General features: G+C 65.3%; 10 protein-coding genes. 2 read left to right on the top strand and 8 right to left on the bottom strand.

What is annotated here, in order from left to right:
• Positions 1–64: 64 nt before the first annotated feature.
• The 5 genes from glk to ACWCIA_RS18765 form a co-directional block, all read right to left on the bottom strand.
• Positions 65–1,918: a glucokinase gene (glk, locus tag ACWCIA_RS18745; protein ID WP_454165709.1), complete on the bottom strand. Its 1,854-nt coding sequence runs from the start codon at positions 1,916–1,918 to the stop codon at positions 65–67.
• A 73-nt stretch (positions 1,919–1,991) separates the two neighbouring features.
• Positions 1,992–3,011: an alpha/beta fold hydrolase gene (locus ACWCIA_RS18750; RefSeq protein ID WP_454165710.1), complete on the bottom strand. Its 1,020-nt coding sequence runs from the start codon at positions 3,009–3,011 to the stop codon at positions 1,992–1,994.
• A 257-nt stretch (positions 3,012–3,268) separates the two neighbouring features.
• The gene (locus tag ACWCIA_RS18755) at positions 3,269–4,933 is read right to left on the bottom strand and encodes an alpha-amylase family glycosyl hydrolase (RefSeq protein WP_454165712.1); all 1,665 of its coding nucleotides are present in this window, start codon (positions 4,931–4,933) and stop codon (positions 3,269–3,271) included.
• 26 nt (positions 4,934–4,959) lie between these two features.
• A complete protein-coding gene (locus tag ACWCIA_RS18760; RefSeq protein ID WP_454165714.1) occupies positions 4,960–6,591 on the bottom strand; it encodes an alpha-D-glucose phosphate-specific phosphoglucomutase in 1,632 nt (543 codons plus the stop codon).
• A 76-nt stretch (positions 6,592–6,667) separates the two neighbouring features.
• Positions 6,668–7,990 (bottom strand): MFS transporter, encoded by a 1,323-nt coding sequence (locus ACWCIA_RS18765; RefSeq protein ID WP_454165716.1) that lies wholly within the window; start codon positions 7,988–7,990, stop codon positions 6,668–6,670.
• A 289-nt stretch (positions 7,991–8,279) separates the two neighbouring features.
• Between ACWCIA_RS18765 and ACWCIA_RS18770 the strand changes: the two genes are divergently transcribed.
• Positions 8,280–9,566: an MFS transporter gene (locus ACWCIA_RS18770; protein WP_454165718.1), complete on the top strand. Its 1,287-nt coding sequence runs from the start codon at positions 8,280–8,282 to the stop codon at positions 9,564–9,566.
• 28 nt (positions 9,567–9,594) lie between these two features.
• On the top strand, positions 9,595–10,449 hold the full coding sequence (locus tag ACWCIA_RS18775) for an alpha/beta hydrolase (protein WP_454165720.1): 855 nt from the start codon (positions 9,595–9,597) through the stop codon (positions 10,447–10,449).
• Between the two features lie 155 nt (positions 10,450–10,604).
• Here the strand turns inward: ACWCIA_RS18775 and ACWCIA_RS18780 are convergent, their stop codons facing one another.
• From ACWCIA_RS18780 to ACWCIA_RS18790, 3 genes are all read right to left on the bottom strand, one after another.
• Positions 10,605–12,464 carry a DEAD/DEAH box helicase gene (locus ACWCIA_RS18780; RefSeq protein WP_454165721.1) on the bottom strand — a complete coding sequence of 620 codons (1,860 nt, stop codon included), beginning with the start codon at positions 12,462–12,464 and terminating at the stop codon, positions 10,605–10,607.
• 162 nt (positions 12,465–12,626) lie between these two features.
• Entirely contained in the window at positions 12,627–14,138 is a 1,512-nt protein-coding gene (locus tag ACWCIA_RS18785; RefSeq protein WP_454165723.1) for a tryptophan halogenase family protein, read from the bottom strand.
• Between the two features lie 98 nt (positions 14,139–14,236).
• Positions 14,237–17,125 (bottom strand): TonB-dependent receptor, encoded by a 2,889-nt coding sequence (locus ACWCIA_RS18790; RefSeq protein WP_454165725.1) that lies wholly within the window; start codon positions 17,123–17,125, stop codon positions 14,237–14,239.
• Between the last annotated feature and the right edge of the window lie 290 nt (positions 17,126–17,415).

Here is a 17,415-nt window from a genome sequence, read left to right on the forward strand (position 1 = left end):
TTCGGAAAGGTGGACGCTGCGCTCGATTATAGGACAATCGATTCCGAAGCCGACGTTTTCTCTTCTACACGTCCAGGTGCGAAATGAGCAGCTTGCGCCGCTCGATATCGCCGTCCTGGTCGGCCTGGCTGCCCAGCGAAATCCCGACCGCCATGATGTCGATCAGGAGCAGCTGCAGGATGCGCGAAATCATCGACAGGAAGGTGGTGCTGTCCTCGGTATGGTCGACCGCCAGGCAGACATTCGCCTTTTTCGCCAGCGCCGACTTGCTGCTGGTGATGGCGATCACGCTGGCGCCGGCGTTGCGCGCCGCGTCCACTGCCGACAGCAGTTCGGGCGCCTGGCCGGCTGTCGAGATGGCGATCACCACGTCGTTCGGTTGCAGCAGTTCGGCGGCCAGCGTGAACAGGTGGGCGTCGCCGTGCGCGGTGGTCGGGATGCGGAAGCGGAAGAATTTATGCTGGCCGTCGAGCGCCACCACGCGCGCGTTGCCCATCGCGTAGAACTCGACCTTGCTGGCACTGCGCAGGAGCGCAATGGCGCGGTCGATCGCGTGCACGTCGAGGCCGTCGCGGAATTTCAGGATGGCGGAGACCGTGTTGTCGATCACCTTGGCCGACAAATCATGGGTGCTGTCGCTCATGCGCACCTGGCTGTGGCGCACGGGAATCGAACCGGTCAGGCTGCCGGCGAATTTCAGCTTGAATTCGGCCAGGCCCTGGAAGCCGAGCGAGCGGCAGAAGCGGATCACGGTCGGCTGGCTGACGTCGGCCAAGCGCGCGATCTCCGCGATCGGTTCCGATAACACCTTGCGCGGATGCTCGAGCACCAGGCTCGCCACGCGCTGCTCGGCCGGCGACAGCTCGTGCTGCAGGTGCTGCACGCGCTCCATCAGCGTGTTGGCGCCGCTGCGCCCGCGCAGGTGTTCCGACAGGATGGTCGAGACGCCGCGCAGGGCCGGGTTCGGCGTCATGATGACGTAGGTCGGGATCTGGGCCAGGTACTCGGAGAAGCGCCCTTTCGCCTCGAAGCGCGCGCGGAACGGGGACGTCGCGAACCACTGGGCGATGCGCGGGACGATGCCGCCGCCGATGAAGATGCCACCGAAGGCGCCGAGGGTCAGCGCCAGGTTGGCCGCCGCGCCGCCGAGCATGCCGGCAAAGCACTCCAGCACTTCCAGGCACAGCGGGTCGTTTTGTTCGAGCGCACCGCCGATGATCTCGGCGGCGTTGCGGGCCGGGGCCTCGGCGCCATTTCGCTGCGCCAGCGCGCGGTACACCAGTTCCATGCCCGGGCCGGACAGGATGCGCTCGTTCGAGACGTGCTGCCACTCGCGCCAGGCATATTGCAGGATCGCGAACTCGCGCTCGTCGCCGGGCGCGAAGTTGACGTGGCCGCCCTCGCTGCCGAGGGTGACGAAACCATCGGCGGTCGGGATCACGCCCGATACGCCCAGGCCCGTGCCGGCCCCGAGCACGCCGGCCACCGCGTGCGGCTGCGGTTTACCCTCGCCGATCTGCAGCACGTCGCCGGCGCCAAGGCCGGGCAGCGCCATCGCCAGCGCGGTGAAGTCGTTGACGATCAGGAGCGTCGACCAGCCCATCGTGCGGCGCACTTCGTCGGTCGAGAACTGCCAGTCGCGATTCGTCATGCGCACCAGGTCGCCGCTGATCGGGTTCGCCATCGCAAAGGCCGCATGCGAAATGCGCTCGCTGCCGTGCTCGGCCAGATACGTGTTCAGCAGCGGCACGATGCCGCTGTAGTCGTCGCAGCGCAACACCGCCGTCTGGCGCAGCACGCCGGGCGCCGTCTCGAGCGCCAACCTGGCATGGGTGGCGCCGATGTCGGCCAGCAGGCGCGGACCGTCGGCATAGGAAGCACGGCTGTTTTTTTGTTCGATTTCTGGTTCGGTGATCATCGCTGCTTGACGGCTGAGGTAGGTCTTGTGCCGCGTAGCATAACATTGATTGATTGCTACCAGATCGCTCAAATCACCTTCCCGCTTTCAAACCTTTCAGCAACGCCGCATGGAAAGCCAGCGGGTCCTGCATCTGCGGCGCGTGCCCCATGTCCGGGAAGCTCACCAGCGTCGCCTTCGGAATCGCTTTAGCGGTCTTCTGCGCCAGCTCCGGGTAGTTGCCCAGCTTCGGGCGCAGGGCTTCCGGCGCGGCGTCCTTGCCGATGGCGGTGGTGTCCTTCAGGCCGATCAGCAGCAGGGTCGGCATCGTCAGCAGCGGGAACTCGTAGACGACCGGCTGGGTATAGATCATGTCGTACAAGAGCGCCGAGTTCCAGGCGACGATTTCCTTGCCGGAGCCGCGGTACATCCCGGCCAGCATCTGCACCGGCGGCTCGTATTCCGGCTTCCACTGGTTGACGTAATAGGTCGCCTTTTCGTAGTTGCGGATGCGCTCGGCCGTGGTCTGCAGCTCGCGCTGGTACCACTTGTCGACGCCCAGCGACGGCACGCCGAGCGCCTTCCAGTCTTCCAGGCCGATCGGGTTGACCAGCACCAGCTGCTCGGTCTGCTGCGGGAACATCAGGCCGTAGCGCACGGCGAGCATGCCGCCGGTCGAGTGGCCCATCATCGTCACCGGCCCCTTCACGCCGATCGAGTCGAGCAGCGCCCGGGTGTTCTCGGCCAGCTGCTGGAAGGTGTACTGGTAGTGCTGGGGCTTGCTCGATTTGCAAAAGCCGATCTGGTCCGGCACCACGACGCGGTAGCCGGCCCCCGCCAGCGCCTTCATGCTGCCCTCCCAGGTCGCGCCGCAGAAGTTCTTGCCGTGCAGGAGGACGACGGTGCGGCCGTTCGCCTTGCCGGTCGGCGCGATATCCATGTAGGCCATGTGCAGCTTCACCCGCTGCGAGGTGAAGTTGAACTGCTTGACCGGGGCAGGATACGTAAAACCTTCGAGTTCGGGGCCGTAGGCGGGTTCGTCGGCGGCGTGGGCCAGCGGTGCCAGCGACAGGGCCAGGATGGAGACGATACGGGACAGGCGGATGGACGTCATGACGGCTCGTGCAGGGTTAGCGATCCATCAAGTCTAGCCGATATGCGCGGGGGGGCGATGTCCGGTGCACTGTAGGGTGGACGGCTATACCCGAACACGTGATCATCCGCGATCGTGGCGCCGTCCACGCGTTCAACCTTCATCTGCACTGACGCGAGGTTTCTAGAGCTGGTTGAACGCGTGCGCGGCATTACAGCCGCAGATGCGCATACGCCCGGGTGGAGCCGACCACCCTACGCCTGCGCGGACAATCCGCCCTACTCCTGCCCGATCAGCACCACCTTGTTACGCGTCTCGAACTGCACCTTGCCGCCCTTGACGACGGCACGCGTGTTCGAATACCAGTCACGCACGGTCTGGCCGTCCATGAACACGCCCGTGACCGGGATGGCGGTCGGCTTGTCCTGGGGGAGGTCGAGGGCGACGACGACGCGGTCGACGAGCTTGCCTTTTTCCAGCGTGCGCTTGAACACGTAGGGATGGTGCTGGAGCATGCGGTGCACGCCGGCGCCCACGGCGGGATGCGCCTGGCGGAAGCGGCCCAGCTTGACCCAGTGCTCGCGCACGTCCTGGACGCGGTTCAGGCCGCGCTCGGCGTTCGACGCCAGTTCATCCCAGTTCATGAAGGAGCGCAGCTTGGCGTCGCCTTCGGCTTCCTTCACGTTCAGCAGGCGCGCGGTTTCGTCGCCGTAGTAGATCTGCGCGGCGCCCGGCGCCAGCAGCAGCTTGTTCGCCGCTTCGTAAGGGCGCTGGCGGCTCGGGTCGTAGGGCGAGCCGTCGTCGTGCGAGCTGATGTAGTTCAGCACCGAGCTGCCCTTCAGCGGTCCCTGCAGGGCGGTCGAGTAGGCGCTGAAGATCTTCTCGTAGCTCTCGGTCGCATCGGTTCTCAGCGCGAAGTTGATCATGCTGTCGAAGCCCTGGGCCGGGTAGTCGACCTGCTTGTCGCCCAGGTCGTAGGCGCGGCCGTGCTTGATCTCGTAGCCGTAGATCTCGGCCGTCATATAGAACGGCAGGTCGCCCAGCTTCTTCGACGGATTGGCCTTCTTCCAGTCCTCGTAGGCCTGGCTTGCTACCTTCTTGAGTTCCTTCCACACGCCCGGTTCGGTGTGCTTGACGGTGTCGGCGCGGAAGCCGTCGATGCCGAACTTGCGCACCCAGTCGGCGTGCCACTTCATCAGGTAGTAGCGCGGCGCGCGCGGGTAGCCGGTGCGCTTGAAGAAATCGTCCAGCTCCTTGACCTCGCGCTCGTAGCGCCCTTCCCGCTTCCACTTCGCCACCAGCTGCGGCGGCAGCGCCACTGCCTTGTTACTGTCGGTGCGGATGTCCGGCAGGTTCTTCACCAGTGTGCAGTCGATCGTCGTGCGCGCGTCCTTGTAGGTGCAGGTCGGGCCGGTACGCACCCACTCCTCCGGCCACACCGGATCGCTCGCGGTGACGGGGCCGGTGTGGTTCATGACCACGTCGAGCAGCACGCGGATGCCGTGTGCGTGGGCGGTGTCGACCAGGGTCTTGAAGTCCGCCTCGGTGCCGAGGTTGGCGTCGACGGCGGTGAAGTCGCGCGTCCAATAGCCGTGGAAGCCGTAGCTTTTACCCGTGCCCTCGTCGGTGCCGGCGTGGATCTGCTCGACCGGCGGCGTGATCCACAGCGCAGTCACGCCCAGCTCGGTGAAGTAGCCTTCCTTGATCTTCGCCGTGATGCCGGCGAAGTCGCCTCCCATGTAGCCGCGCAGCGGCGCCGCATCCTTCGCCCGGCCATAGGCCAGGTCGTTGGCCGGATTGCCGTTGTTGAAGCGGTCCGTCAGCAGGAAATAGACGGTCGCGTTCTCCCAGACGAAAGGCTGGGCCGGGGCATTCCAGGGCGCGGCGGCCTGGGCCTGGCCGAAGGCGAGCAGCAGGGAGACGGCAAGTGCAGGTAGTTTCATGGGCAGTGGTGGCAGGGTTGGAAAAATCAGGTGATCACGCTCGGCATCTGGCGGCCGGTGCGCCGGCGCAGTTCGGACACGGCGTCGGCGATCGCCACCAGGCCGGACAAGGCCTGTTGCGTGTCGAGGCTGTGGCGTGCCGGGTCGGCTTCATAGCGTTCGAGGTAGACGCGGATGGTAGCGCCTTCGGTGCCGGTGCCGGACAGGCGGAAGACGATGCGCGAGCCATCCGTCATGATGATGCGCACGCCCTGGCGCGAGGCGATCGCATTGTCGACCGGGTCGGTATAGACGAAATCGTCGGCCTGGGCCACGCGGAAATCGCCCAGGGTCTGGCCGGCCAGGTTCGGCAGTTTTTCGCGCAGCGCGGACATCATGGCGTCGGCGGCGGTCGCGTCGACGGCCTCGTAATCGTGGCGCGAATAATAGTTGCGGCCGAAGCGCGCCCAGTGCTCGCCCACCAGCTGCTCGACCGATTTGTTCGTGGCGGCCAGCATGTTCAGCCAGAACAGCACCGCCCACAGGCCATCCTTCTCGCGCACGTGGTCTGAACCCGTCCCGTAGCTTTCCTCGCCGCAGAGCGTGACGAGGCCGGCGTCCATCAGGTTGCCGAAGTACTTCCAGCCGGTCGGGGTCTCGAAGCAGTCGATGCCGAGGGCTTGGGCGACGCGGTCGGCCGCCTGGGAGGTCGGCATCGAGCGGGCGATGCCCTTGATGCCGGCCGCGTAGCCCGGGGCCACACGCGCGTTGGCGGCGATGATGGCCAGGCTGTCCGAGGGCGTCACCGCGATGCTGCGGCCGACGATCATGTTGCGGTCGGCGTCGCCGTCCGAGGCGGCGCCGAAGTCGGGCGCGCCGGGGGCGGACATCAGTGCAATCAGTTCGGCGGCGTTGACCGGGTTCGGGTCCGGATGGTGGCCGCCGAAGTCTTCCAGCGGCTCGCCGTTGATCACCGTGCCGGCGGACGCGCCCAGCATCCCTTCCAGGATCGCTTTCGCGTACGGACCGGAGACGGCGCTCATGCCGTCGAATGTCATCGTGAAGCCGCGCGCGAACAGGGCGCGGATGGCGTCGAAGTCGAACAGGCGCGCCATCAGTTCGGCGTAATCGGCTACCGGGTCGATCACCTCGACCTGCATGCCCTCCAGGGTGGTGGCGCCAATGGCGTCGAGGTCGACCGGCGGCGCGTCGCTGATGCGGTAGCTCGACACCGCCTGGGTATGGGCGAAGATCGCCTCGGTGATCTTTTCCGGGGCCGGGCCGCCGTTCTCGATGTTGTACTTGATGCCGAAGTCGCCGTCCGGGCCGCCGGGGTTGTGGCTGGCCGAGAGCACGATGCCGCCAAAGGCGCCGTGCTTGCGGATCACGCAGCTCACCGCCGGCGTCGACAGGATGCCGCCGCGCCCGACCAGCATGCGCGCCACGCCGTGGGCGGCGGCCATGTGCAGGATGGTCTGGATCGCGCTGCGGTTGAAGAAGCGGCCGTCGCCGCCGAGCACCAGGGTACGCCCGGTGCAGTCGCCCAGGGTCTGGAAAATCGCTTCGACAAAGTTCTCGAGGTAGCCCGGCTGCTGGAACTCGGCCACCTTCTTGCGCAGGCCCGAGGTGCCGGGACGCTGTCCGGCGAATGGCCTCGTCGCCACTGTCTGTATCGTCATGCTTCGCTCCGTAGCTGAGTCGTTTGTTAATAAAACATTACGATACGACAGGAGCGAAAATCACGGCGCGCAGGCCTTAATTCCTGGCCTTGTCCGTCACCGCCAGCGTCAGCAGCGCGGCGATGCCCATGCAGGCGCCGCCCAGGGCCAGGGTCTGCACCGTATGGCCGTCGAAGAATTCGCGGGTGACGAAACCGAGCAGCAGGCCGCTGACGATCTGCGGGATCACGACGAAGAAGTTGAACAGGCCCATGAAGTAACCCATGCGCTTGGCCGGCAGCGCACCGGCCAGGATCGCGTAGGGCATGGTCAGAATGCTGGCCCAGGCGATGCCGACGCCGATCATCGGCAGCATCAGCATCTCGCGGCTGTCGATCAGGGCGATGCTGGCCAGGCTGGCGCCGCCGATGGCGAGGCACACCGCGTGCACCGTCTTGCGGCTGGTGGCGCGGGCGAACACCGGCAGGACGAAGGCGGCCAGGGCCGACACGCCGCTATACACCGCGAACATCACGCCGACGAAGTTGCCGGCTTCCTGGAATGCGGCCGACTGGGCGTCGCGGGTGCCGTAGACGGAATCGGCGATCGCGCTGCCGGTGTAGATCCACATCGCGAACAGCGCGATCCAGGTGAAGAACTGCACGAAGGCCAGCTGCACCATGGTCTTCGGCATGCGCGCGAAGCCGCCCATGATTTCGGCAAAGGCGACCTTGATGTTGCGTGCGTGCTGGCGCTCCTGGCTGAATGCGGCCAGGTCGGCCGGCGGCAGTTCGTCGGCCGTGAAGACGGTCCAGCTGACGGCCGCCATGAACACCAGCGCGCCGGCGTAGAAGGAATAGCGGACGGTGTCGGGAATGCTGCCGTCGAGCGGCACGTTCGACACGCCCAGGCTCGTGAAGATGGTCGGCAGCAGCGAGGCGATCACGGCGCCGCAGCCGATGAAGAAGGTCTGCATCGCGTAGCCGGCGGTCTGCTGCGAGACGTCGAGCTTGTCGCCGACGAAGGCGCGGAACGGCTCCATCGACACGTTGATCGCGGCGTCCATCATCCACAGCACGGCGACCGCCATCCACAGCGCCGAGGAATTCGGCATCAGGAACATCGAAATCATGGCGAGGATCGCGCCGATGAAGAAGAAGGGGCGGCGGCGGCCCCACTTCGGATGCCAGGTGTTGTCGCTCAGGTAGCCGACGATCGGCTGCACCACAAGGCCGGTGACGGGCGCGGCCAGCCAGAACAGGGCCAGGTCGTCCGGGTTGGCGCCGAGGGTCGAGAAGATGCGGCTGGTATTGGCGTTCTGCAGCGCGAAGCCGAACTGGATGCCGAAGAAGCCGAAGCTCATGTTCCACAGCTGCCAGAACGACAGGCGCGGCTTGAGCGCGTTGGTTTGCATTTCCATTGATGTCCCCGATCGGCCCGGCGTCCTGCCAGGCTCTCTGTATGTGGCGAACGCGCCACGCGCCGCGGTCTGATCCTGCGTACAAGCTGCAGTATGCGGGATCAGGAACAAGGCTGGGGGAGCGTCCCCGTCCGAAAGGCCATGAGGACGGGCGGTTGCAAGATGAGTTTGTAGCAAAATAACATGGTGTTTTCCGAGTGTCAATCAGAGACGGACAGGGTAGAATCGCCTCATCCAACATTGACTATCCAGCATTTGTAGTCAAATAACACAACAACACGGAGACATCATGCTCGACATGCAGCGCCGGCTGAGCAAGCCCTTTTACGCGTTGACCAGCCTGCCCGCCACGGCGATGGGCTTCGCACTATGCATCCAGATTTCCGCCCTCAGCTGGCTGCTGAGCACCAAGTACCACCTCGACATCCACGAGATCGGCATCGTCTGGGCGGCCGGCCCGCTGGCCGGCATCCTCGGCCAGGTGATCATCGGCTTCATCAGCGACAAGACCTGGTTCTGGGGCGGGCGGCGCCGGCCCTTCATCCTGATCGGCGGCGTGCTGGCTGCCCTCTCCATCTTCCTGCTGCCGCGCATCGAAGTCGTGGCCGACCTGCTCGGCATCGGCAACCTGCTGATCGTCGCGGTGATCATCGCGCTGACGCTCGACCTGTCGATCAACATCAGTTTCAACCCGACCCGCTCGCTCATCGCGGACGTGACGCCGGACGGCGACGCGCGCACGCGCGGCTACACCTGGATGCAGACGATCTCCGGCTTCTGGGGCGTGATGGCCTACCTGATCGGCGCCTTCATCGACAACTACGCGCTGATCTCGATCGGCGTCGTGATCGTGCTGGCCTTCTCGGTGCTGCCGGTGTTCCTGGTCGAGGAGCCGCGCACGCTGGCGCCGGCCAAAGAGGACGTCGAGCTGGCCGTGGAAGGCAGCACGGAATGGGGCCAGCTCTGGCGCCTGTGGACGGCGCATGCCTTTACCTGGTTCGGCGTGCAGGCCATGTTCGTCTACATCATCTCCTTCATCCAGCAGCACGTGGTCGCTCCCGGCGCCACGGCCGAACAGGCTGCGGCGCAGTCGGGCCATGTGATCGCAATCTCGTTCGCGGTGATGAACGTGGTCGGCTTCCTGCTGCCGGCGCTGGTGCTGGCGCCGATTGCCGCGCGCATCGGCCGCGTGCGCACCCAGGCCGCCTGCATCGGCATCATGGCCCTGGCTTATTTCGCCATCGCCCTGTTCGCGCGCACCCCGGCCGTCCTGTACGTGCTGATGGCGGTGGTCGGCATCGGCTGGGCGGCGGTGGTCAGCCTGCCGTTTGCGATCATGAGCGAGAAGGTCGACAAGCGCCGCATGGGCTACTTCATGGGCCTGTTCAACCTGTCGGTGGTGCTGCCGCAGCTGGCCACGACCAGCGTCGGCTACGTCCTGAAAACGGCGCCCGACAAAAGCGTGCTGTTCATGATTTGCGGGGGCTGCCTCGCCGTCTCGAGCGTGCTGTGGCTGCTGGTGCGCGAGAACAAGGCGGAGCAGGCCGCCGCGCCGGCGCTGGCTCCTGCTCACTGACTCTACTAATCCCATGAAAGGACTGTTCATGATGCGCACTCTCTGCCCGCTCGCTTTCGCCGCGCTGCTCTCTCTGCCCGCGGCTGCCGCCGACAACATCCCGGCGCCGGCGAAAGCCTCGACCGCCCTGCCCGGCGTCAGCCTGCTGCCCGAGCCGCTCGCCATGCCGGGCCTGGACCGCAAGCGCCAGGTACGCCTCTACCTGCCGCCCGGCTATGCCACTTCGACCAAGCGCTACCCGGTGCTCTACATGCACGACGGCCAGAACCTGTTCGACGAGGCCACCGCCTATGCCGGCGAATGGAAGGTCGACGAGACGCTGGACGCCCTGGCGAAAGAAGGGAAGCTGGAACTGATCGTGGTCGGCATCGACAACGGCGGCGAGAAGCGCATGACGGAACTGAACGCCTGGCGCAACGAACGCTTCGGCATGCCCGAAGGCCGCGAATACACGGACTTCGTCGTCAAGACCCTGAAGCCGCTGATCGACAGCAAGTACCGCACCCTCCCCGGCCGCGAACACACGGCCATCATGGGCAGCTCGATGGGCGGCCTGGCCTCGCACTATGCGATCGCGCAGTACCCGCAGGTGTTCGCCAAGGCCGGCGTGTTCTCGCCCGCCTACTGGACGGCCGTGCCCTCGTTCGAGTTCATGGCGCGCAACCCGCTGCCGCAGGACGCGCGCCTGTATCTGCTGATGGGCGGGAAGGAAGGCGAGACGATGGTGCCGGACGTCGAGCGCATGGCGCAGGTGGTGCGCACCAGCGGGCATCCAGCGGCGAATACAGTATTGAAAATCGTGCCGGAGGCGGAGCACAACGAGGCGTTCTGGAGCGGCGAATTGCGCGAGGCGCTGTTGTGGATGTTTGCGCCGGCGAAGTAACGTAGGGTGGACGGGTTGCCCGTCCACGCGTTCAACCGGCGGTGGAGCAATCGGAAGAGCTTTTCCCGTAGCCCCCCCCGGAATAAATGATGAGGCGTGCAAGCGTAGGTTGAACGCGTGGACGGCGAAGCCGTCCACCCTACCTTGCAGCCGACTTACTCCTTGCGCGCCTTCTTGAAGCCCGGCTTGTCCGATTTAAAGCCCGGCTTTTCCGAATAGCGGCGCTCCGCTCCGAACGACTTCTTCGGATAGCCCGCCTTCTTCGGCGGCGGGGTTTCGCCGTCGCGCGTGATCTGCAGCTGCTGGCCCGCCACCCAGACCGTCTTCAGGTGGTCGAGCAGGTCGTTCGGCAGGTCGGCCGGCAAATCCAGCGTGCTGAAGTCGTCGTAGATCTCGATGCGGCCGATCAGCTTGGAATCGATATTGGCCTCGTTGGCGATCGCGCCGACGATGTTGCCCGGCTTGACGCCGTTGGTGTGGCCGACTTCGATGCGGAAGGTCGCCATGCCGTCTTCCGGCGCGCGCATCACGCGCTCCTTCTTGAAGCCAGTATTGAAGCCGGATTCGCGCGGCGCGCGCGGGGCACGCTCCTCCCAGCTGCCGGCGTCTTCGCGCGACGGGCGCGGCAGGCGCTCGACGAAATCGGTGCGGTGCGGACGCTCTTCCCAGTTGGCGGCCTTCGGCTCGCGGTCCGGCTTTTCCAGCAGCAGCGGCACTTCGCCGCGGCCGAGTTTCGCCAGCGCGGCGGCGATGTCGACCGCCGGCACGTTGTGCTCCTGCTCGTATTCCTCGATCAGGCCGCGGAACTGCTCCAGGCCGCCGGCGGCCAGCGCCTCGGTGATCTGTTCCTTGAACTTGGCGATGCGCACGTCGTTCACGGCCTTGATGGTCGGCAGCGTCAGCGGCGAGACCGGCTGGCGGGTGGCGCGCTCGATCGCTTTCAGCAGGCCGCGCTCGCGCGGGGTGATGAACAGGATCGCGTCGCCGCTGCGGCCGGCGCGGCCGGTGCGGCCGATGCGGTGGGTATAGCTTTCCGGGTCCGACGGCACGTCGTAATTGATGACGTGGCTGATGCGCTCCACGTCCAGGCCGCGGGCGGCGACGTCGGTGGCGACCAGGATGTCAATCTTGCCGTTCTTGAGCTGCTCGATGGTGCGCTCGCGCTGCACCTGCGCCATGTCGCCGTTGATCGCCGTGGCGGCAAAGCCGCGCGCCTGGAGTTTCGTCGCCAGCTCTTCGGTGCCGAGCTTGGTGCGGGCGAAGATGATCATGCCGTCGAACGGTTCGGCTTCCAGGATGCGGGTCAGCGCGTCGAGCTTCTGCATGCCCGACACCAGCCAGTAGCGCTGGGTGATGTTGTCGGCGGTGCCGGTCTTGGCGGCGACCGTCACTTCGGCCGGGTCGCGCAGGTAGGTTTTCGCGATGCGCTTGATCGCCGGCGGCATGGTGGCCGAGAACAGCGCGATTTGCCGCTCTTCCGGGATCTGCTGCAGGATCTGCTCGACGTCGTCGATGAAGCCCATGCGCAGCATTTCGTCGGCTTCGTCCAGGACCAGGGTCTTGAGCTGCGAAAGGTCGAGCGAGCCCTTCTCGATGTGGTCGATCACGCGGCCCGGGGTGCCGACGATGACCTGCACGCCGCGGCGCAGGGCCTGCAGCTGCGGGCCATAGCTCTGGCCGCCGTAGATCGGCAGCACGGCGAAGTTCTTCATGTGGGCGGCGTAGCTCTGGAAGGCTTCCGCCACCTGGATCGCCAGTTCACGCGTCGGCGCCAGCACCAGCGCTTGCGGCGCGGATTGCTTGGTGTCGATGCGGCCCAGCACCGGCAGCGCGAAGGCGGCGGTCTTGCCGGTGCCCGTCTGCGCCTGTCCCAGCACGTCGCGGCCTTCCATCAGCAAGGGAATGGTGGCGGCCTGGATCGGCGACGGCGTCTCGTAACCGACGTCCTTGAGCGCCTTGAGGATGGGCGCGGGGATGTTCAGGTCGGAAAACGATGGGATGGGGGTGTCTGACATGGATGACTTTCGAAAAACGATACTAAACCGCCAGTTTACTCCCTCGACGGGAACGGGCGGGCACAATTTGAAAAACGGCGGGTGCCGTGAAGCGTTTCAAAGAAAAACAGCCCCATGCGCCAAGCGCATGAGGCTGCTTGCAGGAAAGATCAGGAACGCGGCTTACATCTTCGGCGCCGCGCAGTGGCGGGCGATGTATTCCTCGTGCGAGGGCATCACGTTCACGCACTTGGCGATCACGCCGCGCACGCTGTCGAGGTAATCCGCAATGTCGGCCTCGGACTGCGCATCCACCAGCGGGTGGTAGCCCTCGACCGGCATGTTCTGCCCTTCGAACACCTGGGTCCAGCCGACTTCCGAGAACAGCTCGTTCTCGACCCGCACCACCTTGCCGCGCGCGCGGTAGAGGTCCATCTTCTGGCGCAGGGTCTCGGGGATCGCCATGTTCGCGCACTCGAGCCAGTACGGCGAGTCGGTGCGCTGGTTCAGGTGGTAGTGCAGCACGATGAAGTCGCGGATACGCTCGTACTCGAAGCGCGACTGGCGGTTGAACTCGTTGCGCTCGGTCTCATCGAAGGCGCGGTCCGGGAAGAAGTCGATCAGGCGCTGGATCGCCGACTGGATCAGGTGGATGGAGGTCGACTCGATCGGCTCGAGGAAGCCGCCGGCGAGGCCGATGGCGACCACGTTGCGGTTCCAGGCGAGCTTGCGCATGCCGGTCTGGAACTTGATCAGGCGCGGGTCGGCCAGCGCCTTGCCGTCCAGGTTGGCCAGCAGCGTAGCGGCGGCTTCGTCGTCGCTGATGAAGCGGCTGCAGTACACATGGCCGTTGCCGATGCGGTGCTGCAGCGGGATGCGCCACTGCCAGCCCGATTTATGGGCCGTCGCGCGGGTGAACGGCGTCATCGCCGGCACCGATTCGCAGGGCACGGCCAGGGCGCGGTCGGCCGGCAGCCAGTTAGTCCAATCCTCGTAGCCGGTCTGCAGGGTTTGCTCGATCAGCAGGCCGCGGAAGCCCGAGCAGTCGATGAAGAGCTCGCCTTCGACACGGGTGCCGTTCTCCAGCTCGACGGCGTCGATGAAGCCGTCGCCGTCGAGCTGGGTCGCGCGCACGATCTTGCCTTCGATGCGGGTCACGCCGCGCGACTCGGCCAGCTTGCGCAGGAAGCGCGCGTACAGGCTAGCGTCGAAGTGGTAGGCGTAGGCGATGTCGCCCAGCGGCGAATTCGGCACGTCGTAACGCGCCGGCATGAACTTGCCGGCCTTGGCCGCCATGCGCGTGATCGAATATTCCTCGAGCGGCCCGGCCTTGCCCATGCGGCGCATCTTGAGCCAGTACTGCTCGAAGGGCACCGTCGCCAGGTCCTGGCCGAGGCGCCCGAAGCCGTGCATGTAGCGCTCGCCGAGCTTGCCCCAGTTCACGAACTCGACGCCGAGCTTGAAGCTGCCCTGGGTCTCGCGCATGAATTCGGCTTCGTCGATGCCGAGCACGCGGTTGAAGCGCTGGATCATCGGGATGGTCGCCTCGCCCACGCCGACGATGCCGATCTCGTCGGACTCGACGAGGCGGACATTGTAGCGGCCGTTGAGGATGGTAGAGAGCGCGGCGGCGGTCATCCAGCCGGCGGTGCCGCCGCCGACGATGACGATGTCCTTGATTGGTTCGTTCTGCATATGTGTTCGTCCCGGAGGGTCAAAAAACGACCCCTGGCAGGCGGGAGCCCGGCAGGGGTCGTTACTGTACCGCAGTTCGGCTTCAGTTCAAATCGAACTTAGAACTTGTAGCTGGCGCCGAAGTGGTAGGTGCGGCCGTAGTCGACGCGGTTGGTCGGGTTGTTTTCGTCGTCGGTGTACTCCAGGAACGGCGCATTGTTCCAGTTCTGCGCCTGGGCGAACAGGCTCACGCCCTTCAGCCAGCCGCGCTGGATTTCATACGAAACCTGCAGGTCGACGACTTCCTCGCCCTTGATGAAGGTCAGCTGCGCGTTGTCCTGGAAGTCCGATACCTGACCCAGGAAGTTCGAGCGCTTGCGCGCCGCGGCGGCGATCTGGAAGCCGTTCTTCTCGTAGTACAGGCGCAGGTTGGTAACCTTGCGCGACAGGCCAGGCAGCGGGATCGTCGCCGAGCTGCCGGTGACGTTCGCGAACGCTTCACGCGGCAGGTCGATACTGCTCTTCGTGTCCGAGTGGTTGACCAGCACGCCGAAACCGTCCAGGTATTCCGACACCATCGAGAACGGCAGGTTCACCGCCAGCTCGAAACCGTGGATGTTGCCGCCACTGCCATTCTGTGGCTGGGTGAAGCGGCCGATCGTCGAGCTGCCTTCCGGCAGGTTCGTGCCCGGAGTGATGAAGCCGGCGAAGTCGAAGTCGCGTGCCGTGCGGACAATGTAGCTGTCGAGCTTCTTGTAGAAGGCAGCGGCGCTGACGTAGCCCTTGTTGCCGAAGTATTTTTCGTACGACAGGTCGAGCGACTTGGCGCGGAACGGCTTCAGGTCAGGCGTACCGGAGGTGCTGGTCAGGACGTTCTTGCCCTGATTATTGCCCAGCGTGACGTTCGAACCGGCGCGCAGGTCGTCCAGGTTGGCGCGCGAAACGACCTTGGCCGCACCCAGGCGCAGGAACTGCTCATTGCCCAGGTCGAAGGACAGGTTCAGGCTAGGCAGGACATCCCAGTACTTGTCGCCGCCGCTGACGCGCTGGCCAGGACAGGTCGTCGGGGTATTGCCCTTGCAGTTGCCGCTGTCGACCTTGTAGCCGTTACCGGTCTGGTCGGTGTGGATGGCTTGCACGCCGACGTTGCCGCGGTAAGGCAGGCCGAACATCTGACCATCCAGGTCGCCCATGACATAGCCGGTCGAGATGCGTTCCTGGACGTCCCAGAACTTGTTCAGGATGTCGGCGTCGACCTTCTGGGCCAGTTCATAGATCGTGCCCAGCGAGCCGCGCGGATCCCAGCTGACCACATTGAAGCCCGAGGCGCCGGCCGGAGCAATGGCGTCGCCCGGCACCGTTGCGAAACCGGCCGGATTGCCGCCGATGATCATCAGGCGGCCGTCCTGGCCTGCACGCGATTTGTCGCGCGCAGTGAAGTTCAGGCCATAGGTGGTGCCGACCACTGGGCCCCACTCGACGGCCTTCTTGGCAGCCAGGCGGATTGCCTTGACTTCGTCCTCGACGTACGGCTGGCCGAGGTAGCCGGCCTGCGGCGACGCCGCGCCGCCGGACCAGCCCATCGTGTCGGTCAGGCGCGCGACGCTGCGGTCGGCGTAGTTCGAACCCGGGGTGTACTTGACTTCGGTGACGTTCGAGCCGTTGAAGTTGGTGTACGACAGCGAATCCTGCTGGCTCGGCAGCGTGCCGGCGGTGGTCTCGTAGCGCGAACCCAGCTTGGTGGCCTTCGACCAGGTCAGGTCGGCCGAGGTGGTCCACTCGCCGATCTTCAGTTCGTTGTTCCAGCCGATCGTCTTGAGGTCGTCTTCCGCGCCTTCGTAGTGGTTGCGGACGACACCCTTCCAGTTGGTGATGGTGCCGCTGGTGGCGACGCCGTTGGCCACGGTGGCCTGGCTCAGCACGTGAGGCAGTTCGTACGCGCCGCCGGCGTTGAAGGCGACACCGCCTTCGAAGCCGGTCTTCTTCAGGCCGGTCTCGCCTGCCGAGTAGAACAGGTCGACGGTCGACTTGAAGTTCTTGTTTGGACGGAACTGCAGCGAGGCGAAGGCGCCGTCGCGGTTGTGCATGTTCTGCTCGGTGTCGTAGCCGAAGCCGCCAGGGGTCTTCACGTCGACGCCGTTGAATTTCATGGTGGCGGTGCCCCACGAATTGAACTTCGACTGGCCGCCGCCCATTTCTTCGTAGCGGGTCAGGCCGATCGCCACGCCGATGGTGCGGTTCGCGAACTGGTCGATGTACGACAGGGTGGCGCGGTCGCCGTCGCCTTCCGGCAGGCCGTCGCGCTGTTTCACGCCGAGGCGGCTCTTCTTGTAGCTGACGGCAACGGCACGCTTGCCGAAGTCCAGCGGCTGCAGGGTGCGCAGGTCGATGGTCGAAGCCAGGCCCTGGCCGATGACGCTCGCGTCAGGGGTCTTGTAGATGACGACGGAACCCATCAGTTCGGCCGGGAACAGGTCGAATTCAGGCGAACGGGCGTTGCCGGTCGAGGCCATTTCGCGGCCGTTCAGCAGGGTGCCGTTGAAGCTCGGCGCCAGGCCGCGCACCGAGATGTCGGACGATTTGCCCGAGCTGCGGCCGCGCTGGGTCGAGACGCCCGGCAGGCGCGAGATCGAATCGGCGACGCTCTGGTCCGGCAGCTTGCCGATGTCTTCGGCCGAGATGGCTTCGACGATCGAGGTCGAATTCTTCTTGATCGAGATGGCCGCCTCGATGCCGCGGCGGATACCCGTCACGCGCACGGTCTGGACCGGGGTCGTGGTGGTGCTGACGGTGGCGTCCGCGCCCGTCGTGACCGCCGAGTTAGGCGTGTTGTTGGTGGTGTCGGTAGCCTGGACCGTCGTGGCCGGCGCTGCCGTGGCCGCGTCGGTCGTCTGCGCGTAGGCGCTGCCGGCGAAGGCGGTCAGGAAGATGGCGCAGCCGGCTGCGACTGGGCTCAGCTGGAAGGCACGGGTAGCCGTGGCTGCCTGCTTGTTGGCGAAGAATTTCATGTGTCCCCTCAGATCAAAACAACGTAGTTTCCCGACGACAGCTGCAGAGCCATGACACGGGACGGATTAACGACTTTTTAGACGTTCTATCAAGAATTCTGTACTAAAACTAGATGCACTGTCAACGGGCGTCTCTTGCAACTACGTCAATTTACGAATCTATGCCCCGCTATATAGAGTGAAGACGTTTATCGTTGTATTTGAGCTACAGCAGCTTGTATGCACGGTTGTAGTCGGACTACAAGTTGCTTGCTTTTCACCAAGTCGGTGCATCGATGCACCAAAATGAT

It is taken from the genome of Massilia sp. SYSU DXS3249 (assembly GCF_053668055.1).